The sequence below is a fragment of the Streptomyces sp. NPDC006551 genome, assembly GCF_040611675.1.
Classification (GTDB): Bacteria; Actinomycetota; Actinomycetes; order Streptomycetales; family Streptomycetaceae; genus Streptomyces.
The window spans coordinates 22294-37556 of sequence record NZ_JBEXOT010000005.1; the positions used below are offsets into that span (position 1 = coordinate 22294).

The 15263-nt window shown below is 71.9% G+C and carries 14 protein-coding genes; 10 read left to right on the plus strand and 4 right to left on the minus strand.

Features of this window, described 5'->3' with window-relative positions:
• The first annotated feature begins 6 nt into the window (after positions 1-6).
• The 6 genes from ABZY12_RS07615 (at position 7) to ABZY12_RS07640 (ending at position 6370) form a co-directional block, all read left to right on the plus strand.
• A complete protein-coding gene (locus tag ABZY12_RS07615) occupies positions 7-855 on the plus strand; it encodes a tryptophan 2,3-dioxygenase (RefSeq protein WP_356888200.1) in 849 nt (282 codons plus the stop codon).
• Complete coding sequence (kynU, locus tag ABZY12_RS07620) at positions 848-2050, plus strand: kynureninase (RefSeq protein ID WP_356888202.1); 1203 nt, start codon at positions 848-850, stop codon at positions 2048-2050. The genes ABZY12_RS07615 and kynU overlap by 8 nt, the downstream gene beginning before the upstream one ends.
• Before the next feature lie 103 nt (positions 2051-2153).
• On the plus strand, positions 2154-3023 hold the full coding sequence (locus tag ABZY12_RS07625; protein WP_356888204.1) for an alpha/beta hydrolase: 870 nt from the start codon (positions 2154-2156) through the stop codon (positions 3021-3023).
• 102 nt (positions 3024-3125) lie between these two features.
• A complete protein-coding gene (locus tag ABZY12_RS07630; protein ID WP_356888206.1) occupies positions 3126-4490 on the plus strand; it encodes a histidine kinase in 1365 nt (454 codons plus the stop codon).
• On the plus strand, positions 4487-5146 hold the full coding sequence (locus ABZY12_RS07635; RefSeq protein WP_356888208.1) for a response regulator transcription factor: 660 nt from the start codon (positions 4487-4489) through the stop codon (positions 5144-5146). The genes ABZY12_RS07630 and ABZY12_RS07635 overlap by 4 nt, the downstream gene beginning before the upstream one ends.
• An 18-nt stretch (positions 5147-5164) precedes the next feature.
• Complete coding sequence (locus ABZY12_RS07640; protein ID WP_356888210.1) at positions 5165-6370, plus strand: cytochrome P450; 1206 nt, start codon at positions 5165-5167, stop codon at positions 6368-6370.
• Between the two features lie 68 nt (positions 6371-6438).
• Here ABZY12_RS07640 and ABZY12_RS07645 read toward each other — a convergent pair whose 3' ends face one another.
• Entirely contained in the window at positions 6439-7242 is an 804-nt protein-coding gene (locus ABZY12_RS07645; RefSeq protein ID WP_356888212.1) for a diacylglycerol kinase, read from the minus strand.
• Between the two features lie 142 nt (positions 7243-7384).
• On the opposite strand from ABZY12_RS07645, the gene ABZY12_RS07650 reads away from it, so the two are divergent.
• The gene (locus ABZY12_RS07650; protein WP_356888214.1) at positions 7385-8668 is read left to right on the plus strand and encodes an adenylosuccinate synthase; all 1284 of its coding nucleotides are present in this window, start codon (positions 7385-7387) and stop codon (positions 8666-8668) included.
• Positions 8669-8750: 82 nt separating this feature from the next.
• Here the strand turns inward: ABZY12_RS07650 and ABZY12_RS07655 are convergent, their stop codons facing one another.
• A complete protein-coding gene (locus ABZY12_RS07655) occupies positions 8751-9581 on the minus strand; it encodes an oxidoreductase (RefSeq protein WP_356888216.1) in 831 nt (276 codons plus the stop codon).
• 93 nt (positions 9582-9674) lie between these two features.
• Between ABZY12_RS07655 and ABZY12_RS07660 the strand changes: the two genes are divergently transcribed.
• From ABZY12_RS07660 to ABZY12_RS07670, 3 genes are all read left to right on the plus strand, one after another.
• Positions 9675-10592, plus strand: a complete 918-nt coding sequence (locus ABZY12_RS07660) for a LysR family transcriptional regulator (RefSeq protein ID WP_356888218.1) — start codon at positions 9675-9677, stop codon at positions 10590-10592.
• 85 nt (positions 10593-10677) lie between these two features.
• Positions 10678-11298, plus strand: coding sequence for a DUF6232 family protein (locus ABZY12_RS07665; RefSeq protein WP_356888220.1), 621 nt, complete (start codon positions 10678-10680; stop codon positions 11296-11298).
• Entirely contained in the window at positions 11295-11654 is a 360-nt protein-coding gene (locus ABZY12_RS07670; protein ID WP_356888222.1) for a hypothetical protein, read from the plus strand. Before ABZY12_RS07665 ends, ABZY12_RS07670 begins: the two co-directional genes overlap by 4 nt.
• Positions 11655-11660: 6 nt before the next feature.
• Here ABZY12_RS07670 and ABZY12_RS07675 read toward each other — a convergent pair whose 3' ends face one another.
• Positions 11661-13580, minus strand: a complete 1920-nt coding sequence (locus tag ABZY12_RS07675) for a serine/threonine-protein kinase (protein WP_356888224.1) — start codon at positions 13578-13580, stop codon at positions 11661-11663.
• A gap of 59 nt (positions 13581-13639) precedes the next feature.
• Positions 13640-15163: a substrate-binding domain-containing protein gene (locus ABZY12_RS07680; protein WP_356888226.1), complete on the minus strand. Its 1524-nt coding sequence runs from the start codon at positions 15161-15163 to the stop codon at positions 13640-13642.
• Between the last annotated feature and the right edge of the window lie 100 nt (positions 15164-15263).

Genomic DNA, 15263 nt, shown 5'->3' on the forward strand with positions numbered 1-15263 from the left:
ACAGCGATGTCCACCTTCCCCGATGCCTCCGGAGCCGGTTCGGTCGATGACCCGAACCTCGACTTCGCGGGCACGACGCCGTACGAGGACTACGTCCAGGCGGACGTTCTCACCCACCTCCAGCATCTGCGCTCCGACGATCCGGGCGAGATGGTCTTCCTGGTCACCACCCAGGTCATGGAGCTGTGGTTCACCGTCATCGTCCACGAGTGGGAGACCGCGAGCCGCGCGCTGCGCGAGGACCGCATACCCGTCGCGATGGACGCGCTCAAGCGGTCCGTCCGCGAGCTGGAGGCGCTGAACCACTCCTGGCGACCGCTCGCCCAGCTCACCCCGGCGCAGTTCAACTCCTACCGCGGCGCCCTCGGCGAGGGTTCCGGCTTCCAGTCGGCGATGTACCGGCGGATGGAGTTCCTCCTCGGCGAGAAGTCCGCGTCGATGCTGGTGCCGCACCGCGGCGCGCCCCGCGTCCACGCGGAGCTGGAGAAGGCGCTCCAGGAGCCCAGCCTGTACGACGAGGTGCTCAGGCTGCTCGCCCGGCGCGGACTGCCGGTGCCGGCCGCCGTCCTGGACCGCGACCTGGCGAAGAAGTACGAGCCGTCGCCCGAGATCGAGGAGATCTGGGCCGGGATCTACGCCGAGCCCGACCAGAACGGTGAACTCGTCCGCCTCGGCGAGGCGCTGAGCGATGTCGCCGAGCTGGTCTGGCGATGGCGCAACGACCATCTCGTGGCGACCCGGCGGGCCATGGGCTCCAAGACGGGCACCGGCGGTTCCGCGGGCGTGGCCTGGCTGGAGAAGCGCGCGCAGAAGAACGTGTTCCCCGAGCTGTGGACGGCGCGCAGCCATGTCTGAGACCTTGCGCGAGAAGGCGCTGCGCCTGGACGCCGAGGACGGACTGGGCAAGCTGCGCGAGAAGTTCGCCCTCGACGAGGTGACCTACCTCGACGGGAACTCGCTCGGTGCCCTGCCCGCCCACGTCCCCGCCCGGATGGCCGACGTCATCACCCGTGAGTGGGGCGAGCTGCGCATCCGTTCCTGGGACGAGAGCGGCTGGTGGACCGCGCCCGAGCGGATCGGCGACCGGATCGCGCCGCTCGTCGGCGCCGCCCCCGGCCAGGTCGTGGTCTCCGACTCGACCAGCGTGAACGTCTTCAAGGCCGTCGTCGGGGCCGCCCGGCTCGCCGGTGACGACCGGGACGAGATCCTCGTCGACGCGACGACCTTTCCCACCGACGGGTACATCGCCCAGTCCGCGGCCCGGATGACCGGGCACCGGGTCGTGCCGGTCGCACCCGCCGAGGTACCCGACGCCGTCGGCCCGCGCACGGCCGCCGCGCTCGTCAACCACGTCGACTACCGCACCGGTCGTCTCCACGACCTGCCCGGCATCACGGCCGCGCTGCACGCGGCGGGCGCGCTCGCTGTCTGGGACCTGTGCCACAGCGCGGGCGCCCTGCCGGTCGGCCTGGACGAGCACGGGGTCGACCTGGCCGTCGGCTGCACCTACAAGTACCTGAACGGCGGCCCCGGTTCGCCCGCGTACCTGTACGTCGCCGAGCGGCACCAGGCCGCCTTCGACTCCCCGCTGCCCGGCTGGAACTCGCACGCCGACCCGTTCGGGATGACCCCGGGCTACGAGGCGGCGGCGGGCGCGCTCCGCGGCCGCGTCGGCACCCCGGACATCCTCTCCCTCATGGCGCTCGAAGCGGCGCTGGACGTGTGGGACGGTGTCGCGATCGAGGACGTCCGGGAGAAGTCCCTCGCCCTGACGGACTTCTTCGCGGAGTGCGTGCGGGAGTACGTGCCGGCCGGCCGTGTCACGTCGCTGACGCCCGAGCCGCACGGCGAGCGCGGCAGCCAGACGGCCCTGAGCTGCGCCGAAGCGCCCGCCGTCATGGCGGAGTTGATCCGGCGCGGGGTGGTGGGCGATCTGCGCCGCCCGGACGTGCTGCGGTTCGGTTTCACGCCGCTGTACGTCGGCTTCGCCGACACCGAGCGGGCCGCGCGCGTCCTCGCGGACGTTCTCGGTGACGTGCCCGCCTCCTGAGGTCGGAAGGTCCGATGATCGCTTGATCTGTGGGGGCCGTACTCCTGGTACCGTCCCCGCAGGTCAGGCCAATTCGGCCCCGTCACCGAGAGGTTGGAACAGCATGCCGGACCCTGCCGCGCGCGACGCCGCCGAAGAGGCATCGGCCTTCTCGCACCCGGCCGTCCCCCCGGACGCCTCCGCCGCGTACGGCGAACACCCCGACCAGGTCGTCGACTTCTACGCCCCCCGCGACGGCCGGCAGCGCGCCCCGCTCGTCGTCGCGCTGCACGGCGGCGCCTGGCGGGCACCGTACGACCGGACGCACCTGACCCCCTTCGTGGACTTCCTGGCCCGCCGGGGTTTCGCCGTCGCCAACGTCGAGTACCGGCGCGGCAGCGACATCCCCCGGCAGGGCGGTACGGCACCGGTCGCCGGGCGCTGGCCCGAGACGTTCCACGACGTGGCCGCCGCCCTGGACGCCGTACCGAAGCTGGCCGAGGAACATCTGCCGCAGGCCGACGCGCGGAGGATCGTGCTCACCGGCCACTCCGCGGGTGGCCACCTGGCCCTGTGGGCCGCCGCCCGGCACGTCGTCCCGGCGGACTCGCCCTGGCGGCTGCCGGTGCCGCCCGCGCTGCGCGGGGTGGTGGCCCTGGCCCCCATCGCGCACTTCGACCGGGCGGTGGAGCTCGACGTGTGCGGCGACGCGGTGACGCAACTCCTCGGTGGACAAGGTGAGTTCGACGTGCGGGCGCGGTACGCCGACCCCGCGCTGCTGCTGCCGACCGGGATCGCGACCACGGTCGTCCAGGGCCGGGACGACATCGTCGTCCCGCAGGCCGTCGCCGAGGCCTATGTGGAGGCGGCGGCGAAGGCCGGGGAGACGGTCGGGTTCACACTCCTCCAGGACGTCGGCCACTTCCCGCTGATCGATCCGGCGGCGGACGCGTGCGCGGTGGTGGCGGAGGAGATCGCCCAGCTCGCCTTCTGACAGGGCCGGACGCGTTCCGCGCGGAGGGCCCGGTAGTACTCAGGGAGGACGCGGAAGGATCCCCATTCCTGGTGACGACCGCGTCCCCCCGGCCCGCCTACCGTGGACGGCGTGACCCAGACCCGTGAAACGAGCCGCAGCCCCGAGTTCCGCCTGGCCCAGGGCGCACTCGGTGGGCTGCGCAAGGACCTCTTCCACAACGCCTTCGCGTACCGGCCGCTGCTGCCGTCGACGCAGGACGGACGGCTGCTCCGGCGGCTCCCGGAGCGGATACGGGGCCGGATGGCGTGGGCCCCGCACGCGGCCGTCGCCGTCTGCGCGTTCTTCGTCTTCCTGATCGGCGCGGCGGTCGCCGACGGGGAGGCACCCCCCGTGATGGTGGTGTACGCCTTCCTGCCCGCGGTCATCGTGCTGCTCACCCTGGTCCGCCCGGTCCTCGCCTTCTGGGCCTCGCTCGCCTCCACCCCCTTCCTCGGGTACATGGGCGAATCCGGCGACGGCTGGCCCTGGGCGCCGAACTCCTTCGCCGCGCACGTCGTCGTCCTGACGGTGGTCGCCGCCCGCACCCGGCCCCGCACCGCGGGCTGGATGTGGCTGCTGACCTGCGGGTACGCGGTCTTCGCCGAGTTCTTCCTCGGGGTCGGCGACGGCACCGACGCCCCGCAGCTCCTCTTCTTCTCCGCGCTCGCCCTGCTCGTCGTGACCGTTCTCCAGGTCCGCCGCCAGGCCGAGGAGGAGGTCACCGCCCAGCAGACCGTGACGGCCCACGAGCGCTCCCGCCGCACCCTCCTGGAGGAGCGCACCACCATCGCCCGCGAACTGCACGACGTCGTCGCCCACCACATGTCGGTGGTCGCGATCCAGGCCGAGGCCGCCCCTTATCGGGTGGAGAACCCGCCGCCGGAGCTGGAGCAGGCGTTCGCCACCATCCGCGAGAACGCGGTGGCGGCCCTCACGGAGCTGCGGCGCGTGCTCGGAGTCGTACGGGCGGAGGACTACGAGGCCCCCGACGCCCCGCAGCCCACGCTCGCCGACCTGGAAGGGCTGGTCGCCAACGTCCGCGACGCCGGCCTCGACGTCGAGAAGACGGTCACGGGCGCGGTGCGGGAGCTTCCGCAGGGCGTCGAGCTCTCCGCGTACCGGATCATCCAGGAGGCGCTGAGCAACGTCCTGCGGCACGCGCCCGGCGCGGCGGCGAAGGTCGAGGTCAGCTATGTCCTCGGCGGGCTCGGCCTGCGGATCGTCAACGGCCCGGCGCGCGGCCTCGTCAAGCCCGCCCGTCACCCGGCCACCACCCCTCAGGGAGGGCTTCGCCCGCCCCCACCGATCGGGGCCGGCCACGGCATCACCGGCATGCGGGAGCGTGTGACCATGCTCAACGGCGAGATGACCGCCGAGCCGACCGAGGACGGCGGCTACGAGGTGACGGCGTTCATCCCCGTGACGCGAGAGGGAACCGAGAAGTGATCCGCGTACTGATCGTCGACGACCAGATGATGGTCCGCGAGGGCTTCTCGGTGCTGCTCGGCGCCATGCCGGACATCGAGGTCGTCGGCGAGGCCGTCAACGGCCGGGAGGCGATCGCGCAGGTGGCGGCGTTGCGCCCCGACGTGGTCCTGATGGACATCCGGATGCCGGAGCTGAACGGCATCGAGGCGACGCGGGAGATCGTGGCGGCCGACGCGGACGCGAAGGTGCTGGTCCTGACGACCTTCGACCTCGACGAGTACGTGTACCAGGCGCTGCGCGCCGGAGCCTCGGGCTTTCTGCTGAAGGACGCGTCGGCACGGCAGCTGGCCGACGGCGTGCGGGTGGTGGCGGCCGGTGAGGCGCTGCTGGCGCCGACCGTCACGAAACGGCTGATCACCGAGTTCGCGAAGGCGGCCGAGACGCCCAGGCAGCCGGCGTTGTCGCAGGTCGGTGAGTTGACCGAGCGGGAGACTGAGGTCCTGGTGCTGATCGCCCAAGGTCTGTCGAACGCGGAGATCGCGGACCATCTGGTGGTGGCCGAGTCGACGATCAAGACGCATGTGAGCCGGATCCTGGTGAAGCTGGGGCTGCGGGACCGGACGCAGGCGGCGGTCTTCGCGTACGAGGCGGGACTGGTGCGGGTGGGCGGGTAGCGCCGGTAACGTCCGGTCATGGACGTTGCCTTCGACCCCTGGTCCCCCGAGTTCGTCGCCGATCCGTACCCCGCCTACGCCGAGCTGCGGGCTCGCGGCCGCGCGCACTGGTACGCGCCCACGCGCCAGTGGCTGATCCCGCACCACGAGGACGTGTCGGCGCTGCTGCGGGACCGGCGCCTGGGCCGTACGTACACGCACCGCTTCACGCACGAGGAGTTCGGCCGTGAGGCGCCGCCGGCGGCGCACGAGCCGTTCCACACCCTGAACGACCACGGGCTGCTCGACCTGGAGGCCCCGGACCACACGAGGATCCGGCGGCTGGTGTCGAAGGCGTTCACGCCGAGGACGGTGGAGCGCCTGGAGCCGACGGTGCGGCGGCTGGCGGCCGCTCTGGTCGGCGGCCTGGTGGGCAGAGGCGGCGGGGACCTGCTGGCGGAGGTGGCGGAGCCGCTGCCCGTGGCCGTGATCGCGGAGATGCTGGGGATCCCGGACGACGAGGAGGAGCGGGGGCGGCTGCGGCCGTGGTCGGCGGACATCTGCGGGATGTTCGAGCTGAACCCGTCGGAGGAGACGGCGCGGCGGGCGGTGCGGGCGTCGCTCGAGTTCTCGGCGTATCTGAGGGAGCTGATCGCCCGGCGGCGGAAGGAGCCGGGCGAGGACCTGATCTCGGCGCTCATCGGGGTGGAGGAGCTCACCGAACAGGAGATGATCTCCACGTGCGTGCTGCTGCTGAACGCGGGGCACGAGGCGACGGTGAACACGACCGTGAACGGCTGGTGGACGCTGCTGCGGCACCCGGAGCGGCTGGCGGCGCTGCGGGCCGATCCCGCGGAAATGTTGTCCACAGCTGTGGAAGAACTGCTGCGATACGACACCCCGCTGCAGATGTTCGAGCGCTGGGTCCTCGATGACATCGAGATCGGCGGGCAGGTGATCCCGCGGGGCTCGGAGGTCGCCCTCCTCTTCGGCTCGGCCAACCGCGACCCGGCGCGCTTCGGCGCCACGGCCGACGAACTGGACCTGCGCCGGGCCGACAACCCGCACATCACCTTCGGTGCGGGCATCCACTACTGCCTGGGCGCCCCGCTGGCACGGCTGGAACTGACGGCCGTCTTCGACGAGTTGCTGCGCCAGGCGCCGAGGCTTCGGGCGGCGGCGGAGCCGCGCCGGAAGCCGGGCTACGTGATCCGGGGGTTCCACGAGCTCCTGGTGGAGGTCTGACCCACCGGGTTCCGAGCCCGGCCCCGAGGGCGAGCGAAGGGGCCCTCGGTCGCTCCGGTCCTCTTCGCTCAGCCCCTCGGCAGGACCAGGCCCCACGCCTCCGGCCGGACCGTCCAGGTCCGGCGGCGCACCGGGCCCGACACGACGGAATCGGCCCGGTAGCGGAAGTCCGGGCCGGAGACGGTGAGGGTGCGGGCGGTCGCGTGGAGGGCGGGCCCGGACGGCGGGTGGACTGTGACATCGGCCACTCCGCCCAGCGAGCGGACCGTCACCCCCTCCACGGGCGCGCCGACGTCGCTGAGCAGGACGCCGTCCGCCTCCACCCGGAGTCGGTGGGTGCGCACCGCCAGCTGCGCGGGCGACGGGCGCACCAGCGTGCGGACCAGGGAACGGCAGGTGTCCCACACGGAGGGCTGGGCGAAGGCCAGGGAGCCGCCCGGCACGGCGGGGACGCGCAGGTCGCCGAGGACGACCCCGTCGCTGTCGTCGACCAGCAGGTCCAGACGGCGTACGGCCCCGTCCAGGACCGCGCGGGCCGCCGCCACCGCGCTCTGCGGCACGCCGAGGGCGTGGGTCACTTCGAGGGAACCCGGAGCGCCGATCGGAACGAGGGCGAGCATCCCGTCCGCGAGCTCACGCTCCCGGTGCAGAAACGTCACGGTGCGTAGCAGCGCACGGTCGTCCCCTATCACCACAGGGCGGCGCGAGCCCCGCCGTGCAAGGGCCCGGGAGAATTCTTCCGGGCTGTCCGGGAGGCAGATCTTCGCTTCCGCTCCCGCACACAGCACATCTTTCGCGATCCGTACGGACTCGCCGTCACTTCGGCGGGCGACCGGGTCGATGACCACCAGCAGCTGGTCGTGAGCCGACACCTCGGTCCTTCCTCGGGTAGCATCTTTGTGCAAGAGCCCCTTGCGCTATTGCGCCAGGGGCTTCGTCTATTCCGGGGCACACCGGTGAGGCGGCGGAAGCCCGCTGACCTTGACATGCCCCGCCCGGAAGGGGTGTACGCCTGTGCCCGCACTTGTGCTGCTCGGTGCTCAGTGGGGTGACGAGGGCAAGGGAAAGGCCACCGACCTCCTCGGTGGATCCGTTGACTATGTGGTGCGTTACCAGGGCGGCAACAATGCCGGCCACACCGTCGTCGTAGGCGACCAGAAGTACGCGCTGCATCTTCTCCCTTCCGGAATCCTCTCCCCGGGGTGCACCCCGGTGATCGGAAACGGTGTCGTCGTCGACCCGGCGGTCCTGCTCTCCGAGCTGAGCGGGCTGAACGAGCGCGGCGTCGACACGTCCAAGCTCCTCATCAGCGGCAACGCGCATCTCATCACGCCGTACAACGTCACCCTCGACAAGGTGACGGAACGGTTCCTCGGGAAGCGCAAGATCGGCACCACCGGTCGGGGCATCGGCCCGACCTATGCCGACAAGATCAACCGCGTCGGCATCCGGGTCCAGGATCTCTACGACGAGTCGATCCTCACCCAGAAGGTCGAAGCGGCGCTGGAGGGCAAGAACCAGCTCCTCGCCAAGCTCTACAACCGCCGCGCGATCGACGCCGCGCAGATCGTCGAGGAGATGCTCCAGTACGCGGAGCAGATCAAGCCCTTCGTCGCCGACACCACCCTGATCCTGAACCAGGCGCTGGACGACGACAAGGTCGTGCTCTTCGAGGGCGGCCAGGGCACCCTCCTGGACGTCGACCACGGCACGTACCCCTTCGTCACCTCCTCGAACCCGACCGCGGGCGGCGCCTGCACCGGCGCCGGCGTGGGCCCGACGAAGATCAGCCGGGTCATCGGCATCCTCAAGGCGTACACGACCCGTGTCGGCGCCGGTCCGTTCCCGACGGAGCTGTTCGACGAGGACGGCGAGGCGCTGCGCCGCATCGGCGGCGAGCGAGGCGTCACCACCGGCCGTGACCGCCGCTGCGGCTGGTTCGACGCGGTCATCGCCCGGTACGCCACCCGCGTCAACGGCCTGACCGACTTCTTCCTCACCAAGCTCGACGTGCTGACGGGCTGGGAGCAGATCCCGGTCTGCGTCGCGTACGAGATCGACGGCAAGCGCGTCGAGGAGCTGCCGTACTCGCAGACCGACTTCCACCACGCGAAGCCGATCTACGAGATGCTGCCGGGCTGGACCGAGGACATCTCCAAGGCCCAGACCTTCGCCGACCTGCCGAAGAACGCGCAGGCGTACGTGAAGGCCCTGGAGGAGATGTCGGGCGCCCCGATCTCCGCGATCGGCGTCGGCCCCGGCCGTACCGAGACGATCGAGATCAACTCGTTCCTGTAGGGACACGCGCGTGGAGGGCCCGTACCCCGGCCGGGGTACGGGCCCTCACGTCGTCCCGCTCCCGTGGTCGCGGACCGCCGGCCTACGCGTCCAGCTTCGTGTCGCGGCCGACCTTCTCCCAGGTCTCCAGGTCCGACCGCACCTGGTCCAGGTGCCCCAGGATCGTGTCGATCGAGTCGTCGCCCAGCGCGAGGCGCAGCGGGGTCTTCTCCGCGTTCAGCGCCGCCAGGACCGCCTGCGCCGCCTTCACCGGGTCACCGGCCTGGGTGCCGCCGCCGGTCTCCACATAGCGGCGGGTCGCACCGACCGACTCCGCGTAGTCCGGGATGCCGTCCTCGCTCATGCTGTGGTTGCCGAACAGGCTGGTGCGGAAGGCGCCCGGCTCCACGATCAGGACGTCGATGCCCAGCGGGCGCACCTCGTCGGCCAGCGCCTCCGACATGCCCTCCAGGGCGAACTTGGTGGCGCTGTAGGCGCCGAAGCCGGCCATCGACATCTGTCCGCCGACGCTGCTGAGCTGCACGATCGCGCCCGAGCGGCGGGCCCGCATGTGGGGGAGGACCGCGCGGGTCAGCGCCCACGGGCCGAAGACATGCAGGTCGAAGAGGGAACGCAGCTCGGCGTCGCCGGTCTCCTCGACCGAGCCGACGTGCGTGCGGCCGGCGTTGTTCACCAGGACGTCGATCCGGCCGTGCCGCTCGGCGACCTCCCGGACGACCGTGTCGATCGCCGCGCCGTCCGTGACGTCCAGAGTGACCGCGTCGACCTGGTCGGGGTGGGCGGCGACCAGGTCGTCCAGCGTCTCGACGCGGCGGGCAGCGGCGACGACGACGTCGCCGGCGGCGATCGCCACCTCGGCGAAGGCGCGCCCGAAGCCGCTGTTGGCGCCCGTGATCAGCCAGACCTTGCTCATGTCCGTACTCCCTCGTTCGTTCCCTCGGTGGCTCAACCAGCCTGTGGCACGAAGGCGTTGTGCGTCCAAGATCTGTCGTGATAACCCATGGTCATGACCATGGACGTGCACGGGCGGGAGCTGCGGTACTTCGTCGCCGTCGCCGAGGAGCTCCACTTCACCCGGGCCGCCGACCGGCTGTTCGTCTCCCAGCCGGCGGTGAGCAAGCAGATCCGGGTCCTGGAGCGGCAGCTCGGCGCGCCCCTCTTCGACCGCGACCGGCACGGCGTGCGGCTCACCGCCGTCGGTACGGCCCTGCTGCCGCACGCCCGCGCGGTGCTCGCCGCCTGGGACGAGGCGTGGGCGGCGGCCCGGCGCGCCGGGGAGGCCGCGAGCGCCACCCTCGTCGTCGGGATGAGCACCAGCCCGGGCCGGGGCGGGCTGCTGCCCGCCATCCGCTCACGCTTCACCGCGCTGCGCCCCGAGGCCCGGCTGAAGCTGCGCCAGGTGGGCTGGGAGGACCCGACCGCCGGCCTCGCCGACGGAACGAGCGACGTGGCGTTCGTCTGGCTGCCGCTCGCCGCTCCCGAACGGTTCCGCTGGATCGTGGTGGCCACCGAGCCACGGCTGGTGGCCCTCCCGGAGACGCACCGGCTCGCGGGCCGTGCGAGCGTCGACTTCACCGAGCTGCTCGACGAACCCTTCCTCGCCCTGCCGGCGAGCACACCCGAACTGCGCGACCACTGGCTGGCGATCGACGCCCGGGACGGTCGTCCCCCGGTCGTCGGAGGTGAGATCGCCAGTACGGACGAGACCTACGAGGCGCTCGTCGACGGCCTCGGCATCTGTCTGGTGGCCGCCGGCAACGCGCCCCTGCTCACGCGCGGCGGCGTCGTCACGCTCCCCGTCCACGGGGTGATGCCGAGCCGCTTCGCCCTCGCCTGGCGCGCGGACGACCCCAGCGAACTGGTTCGCGACTACTCCCGCGCGGTAGCGCATGGCGTCAACTCAGATAGCCGGCAACCCGCTTGAGGCGTGAGCGGAACTTGTGCTGAGATCATGTCAGGTACTTAATAGTGGCTTCATTCGACGAAGCGGTTCACCTCGAGGGGGAATCATGGAAGCCACCGGGTCGGCATTACCGCCACCACCACCGCCGCCACCTCCACCGCAGCACGCCCCCTTCACTCCGGCGGCGCCCGCGAGGGGTATCGACCTGACCATCAGCAAGCGCATTCTGTGGGTGGGTGGAGCGGCGTACCCGCTCCACAACATCGCCCGGGTCTACACCTTCACGCTGCGCCCCCGACGCAAGGAAGCCGTCCTGCTCTTCCTGAAGAGGGTGGCCCTCACGCTCGCGGTGGCGGCCGTGCTCACCCTGCTCGGCGGTCTGGCGACCATGGGCAGCGAGGGCGGGGAGACGATCCTCACCTGGGTCTGGTTCGTCGCCTTCGGCGTCATGATCTACGCCCTCGTCGAGATGATCACCGTGCTGTCGGCGCAGTCCCACTTCGTGCTGGCCGTCGAGACGTCCGGCGCGTCGACCGCCCTGGTCACCGCCCAGAACCCCGAGCAGCTGCGGCAGCTCGTCCACTCCATCACCCACGCCATCGAGCATCCGGAGACGGAGTTCCAGGTGCGGGTGGAGACCCTGACGATCAATCCCACCAACTACTACTTCGGCGACAACGTCAACATGTACGGCGGATCGGGCAACGTGGGGATGGCGGGCGCATGAGCGAGAACAACCACTACTACGGCAACACCGTCAACATGCACGGCGGGACGGGCAATATCGGCATGGTCAATCACCAGTCGGGGACGGTCGGGGCTCAGGCCTCCTCGCCCGCGCTGGAGGCGGCCGTGCGGGAGCTGATCCAACTGCTCCAGGAGCTGCGGAGCAACGTGACGCCGGTGACGGCGCAGTCCATCGACGAGGCGCTCCCGGCCCTCGCCGCGCCCGCCTCCGAGGCACCGCCGGAGGACCGGCGCCGCGCGCTCATGACCGTCGCGGGCATCGCCGCGACGGCCGGGGCGATCGGCCAGCCCGTCCTCGACTCCGTCCGCGCGGTCCTCGAACTCATCGGCGCCTGACGGCCGTCAGCGGCGGTAGTACTCGCCCGGCTCCCCGTCGAACATCGGGTAGACGAGCAGCCGCTCTCGACCCTTGAAGCGGTCCACCATCACATAGCCGGACGTGCCGGCCTGATCGCAGTCGCGGTCCGAGGAGTCCGGGTCGGACGTCGCCGGGCCGATGATCAGCGGGGTGCCGGCGCCGGCGAGAAGGGCCGTGGAGGAGCAGTTGACCGCGTCTGCCGTGGGATTGCCCTCTTCGTCCAGGCGCGGGAAGCCGCGCTGGAAATGGAAGAGGGGAGCCCCTACAGGGCCCTGGGTGACGGTCACCTCGTCGGAGTAGCGGTCGGCGTTCGGCCCGTACACCACCGGGTCCGGCTCGGTCTTCCAGACGCCGACGAACCCCGCCGGGACGACCTCCGCGCCGGCCTTCGCCTTGCGGAACGTGGCCCTCGCGGCCCCCGAGCTCCACTCCAGGACGTCCGGCGAGCGCAGGGTGAGGGTCTGGTGGGCGGCGGCGGTGCAGCGCTGGGCGGGCACGCTCGTCGTCACGTCCGACTCGCCGAGGACGACCTTGTCCTCGTCGGCGGAGACCAGCCGGGAGCGCCCCATGCACAGCCGCTCCTCGGTGACATGGACGTAGACGACGTTCTTCGCCCCCGCCGCGCCCTGGGCGATCTCGATCCGGGAGGTCTCGCGGGGGTGGTCGGCGGAGCCCCGCAGCGCGCCCTCCCAGGCGCCGAGGAACGCGGCCGGCACGATGCCGGCCGGGCGGGCGGAGACATCGCCGGTCTCGCCCCGGGCGCGGTTCTTCGGCTCGTCGGCACCGGTGGCCGAGTCCGGCCAGAAGACATACGTGAGGGAAGCTGCCACCGCGACGACGAGCGCGGTGGCGGCGGCGAGGACCGGACCGGTGCGGCGGTGGCGCGGTGGTTTCGGAGCGGGTACGGGAGTGGGGTCGCCCGCGGAGCCGGTGCCGACGGGGAGGGCGCCACCGGTCCGGGAGTCCGCTCGGGCCGCCCCCGCCTTCGGTTCCGTCCCCGCTTCCGCCGCCGCCATCGTCTCCGTCTCCAGGAGCCGCGCCGCGTGCCGGCCGAGGCGGGCCAGCAGATCGGCGGGGAGCCAGGGCTCGGCGACCGTGATCGTCTCGACCAGCTCCGTCGCCGCGGGCCGTCCGGCCGGATCCTTGGCGAGACAGGCCCGTACGAGCCCGGCGAGTTCGGGCGCGAGTCCGGTCAGGTCCGGCTCGTCGTGGGCGATGCGGAACATGGTGGCGTGGACGCCGCTGTCCGCCGTGCCGAACGGGGAGCGGCCCGTGGCCGCGTAGGCGAGGACCGAGCCGAGCGAGAAGATGTCCGAGGCCGGGGTCAGCTTCTCTCCGCGTACCTGCTCGGGCGACATGAAGCCGGGCGATCCGACCACCGCGCCGGTGCTGGTCAGCCCGCCGTCGGTGACCGTGTCCACGGCGCGCGCGATGCCGAAGTCGATGATCTGCGGGCCGTCGACGGTGAGCAGGACGTTGGAGGGCTTGAGATCGCGGTGGACCAGCCCGGCGGTGTGCACATGGGTGAGCGCCCGGGCGAGCCCGGCCGCCAGCGCCCGTACGCTCGCGGGCGGCAGGGGCCCCGACTCCTCGCCCACGACCTCCCGCAGCGAGGGGCCCGGGACGTAGCCGATCGCGACCCAGGGCGGTTCGGCCGCCGTGTCCGAGCCGAGCACCGGAGTCGTCCCCGTGCCGCCGACCCGCTCCAGGGCGGCGACCTCGCGGGCGAACCGGCGCCGGAACTCCTCCTGCGCGGCCAGTTCCGCGTGCACGACCTTCACCGCGACCGTACGGCCGCCGGCCGAACGCGCCAGGAACACCCGTCCCATCCCCCCGACCCCCAGACGGCCGAGCAGGCGGAACGGGCCGATGCTGACCGGGTCTTCCGCGTTCAATGGCTCCACGTCGAAAGAGGATGCCAGACGGCCCGCAGCCGGTTCTCACCCTCGGGGCGTCCCGCCGGTCATCCCTCCCCGCAGATCCGCAGGCCCTTGGGCGTCGCGCACGGCAGATGGCCATGCGTACGGATGATGTCCTGGCCGCCGCCCCGGCTCAGATAGGTGAGAAAGCTGGAGGTCAGCGAGTCGGCCGGCGGCTGCCCCCAGGTGTAGGCGTACTCGATCTCCCGGTACGGGTACGTCGACTCGCCGATCTCGTCCACGTTCGGCACCCGGCCGTCGATGGCGACCCGGTGCAGGCCCTTCAGGCCGCTCGCGGCGCGGAGTTCGGCGTAGCCGATGGCCCCGGGCAGCCGGGCGACCGTCGACAGCACCTGCTCGGTGCTGTCGAGTTCGCAGCGCAGGACGGGCGCCTCCGGGTCGTCCCGGGTCTCGCAGTCGCGCGAGGAGTTCGCGGGCTCGTTGCGGCCGAGCACCCGTCGCTGGAAGACCTCCCGGGTCCCGGAGTTGGCGTCCCTGCTCACCAGCAGGACCCGCCGGGCGGGGCCGCCCCCGAGCCGGCTCCAGTCGGTGATCTCGCCCCGGTAGAGGCGGCGGACGTCCTCGAGGGAGAGGTTCTCGATCGGTACCTCGTCGTTGAGGACGAGGGTGAAGAGGGAGACGGCGACCATGCTCTCGCGCAGCTGGGGGTAGCCGCCCGGCTTGCGCCCGTCGGAGAGCGCGATGACGGCCGGGGAGCCCTTCCCGCTCCTGGCTCCGGCCGCGGCCAGCTCCCGTATGCCCGCCGTCGAGCCGTGCGCGTCCACGAGGACGGTGGCGCCCTCGCACTCCTGCTCGTACTTCTCCGCCAGCTCCCGTACGACGGGGGCGAACGCCGTCGATCCGGTGACGGTGAGCGTGCCCCGGGCGCAGCCCATGGGCGGCGGGGTCTCGTCCCGGACGATGATCGCGGCGAGGGTCACCACGCAGGCGGCGAGGACGAGGGCGATGTTGCGGGCCGCGGGGCTGAACGTCGGCGTCCTGTCGTCCACGCTCCGGCTGTGGTTGCGGTGGACGTCGGTCTCCCTGAGCGTGCCCGTGAGCTCGATCTCGTCGAGGGCGACTCTGCCGGAGAGCAGGACGAGCAGCTTGAAGTACTGCTTGCGCCCGAGCGACACCTTGGGCATCAGGACGGCGTTGCCCTCCCTGCGCAGCCCGGGCTCCGCCTCCAGGTGGCGCTTGACCCGCTCGAAGGCCTGGGGGACGGTGGCGACGACGGCCTGCACGGTCTTGTCGTCGAAGGTGACCTTCAGCCCCTCGAAGCCGTCGGACCGGTCGTAGTCCGCGTGGGTGATGTCGCGCAGGCCGTCGTTCTCGATCCGGAGCAGGACGAGGGTGGAGCCCTCGGTGCCGCCGACCTCGCCGACCCGCACGGTCAGGTCGCCGACGGTCTGGTCCCCGTCGCGAAGGGGCGTGTTGAGCTGGACGCGGTAGCCGAGCCGGCTGCCCCGCTGCATGAAGCGTTCGTACGCGACGACGCCCGCCGAGACGAGGACACCGACGAGCGCGGTGACCACCGCGATGACGTTCTCTGCGGTTATCCACTCCATGGCCGCGACGGTACGGACGCCTGTGCGCCTCGGGGGGCGGTGTCGCGGCCCGCCACCGGGAATTCTCCCTTCCTTCAGGTGGCGGCGCTTCTGTTGCTGG

Coding starts and splice junctions, on each gene's coding strand:
- ABZY12_RS07615 (WP_356888200.1), top strand. CDS start 7: ATGTCCACCTTCCCCGATGCCTCCGGAGCCGGTTCGGTCGATGACCCG.
- kynU (WP_356888202.1), top strand. CDS start 848: ATGTCTGAGACCTTGCGCGAGAAGGCGCTGCGCCTGGACGCCGAGGAC.
- ABZY12_RS07625 (WP_356888204.1), top strand. CDS start 2,154: ATGCCGGACCCTGCCGCGCGCGACGCCGCCGAAGAGGCATCGGCCTTC.
- ABZY12_RS07640 (WP_356888210.1), top strand. CDS start 5,165: ATGGACGTTGCCTTCGACCCCTGGTCCCCCGAGTTCGTCGCCGATCCG.
- ABZY12_RS07655 (WP_356888216.1), bottom strand. CDS start 9,581: ATGAGCAAGGTCTGGCTGATCACGGGCGCCAACAGCGGCTTCGGGCGC.
- ABZY12_RS07665 (WP_356888220.1), top strand. CDS start 10,678: ATGGAAGCCACCGGGTCGGCATTACCGCCACCACCACCGCCGCCACCT.
- ABZY12_RS07680 (WP_356888226.1), bottom strand. CDS start 15,163: ATGGAGTGGATAACCGCAGAGAACGTCATCGCGGTGGTCACCGCGCTC.
- ABZY12_RS07670 (WP_356888222.1), top strand. CDS start 11,295: ATGAGCGAGAACAACCACTACTACGGCAACACCGTCAACATGCACGGC.
- ABZY12_RS07660 (WP_356888218.1), top strand. CDS start 9,675: ATGACCATGGACGTGCACGGGCGGGAGCTGCGGTACTTCGTCGCCGTC.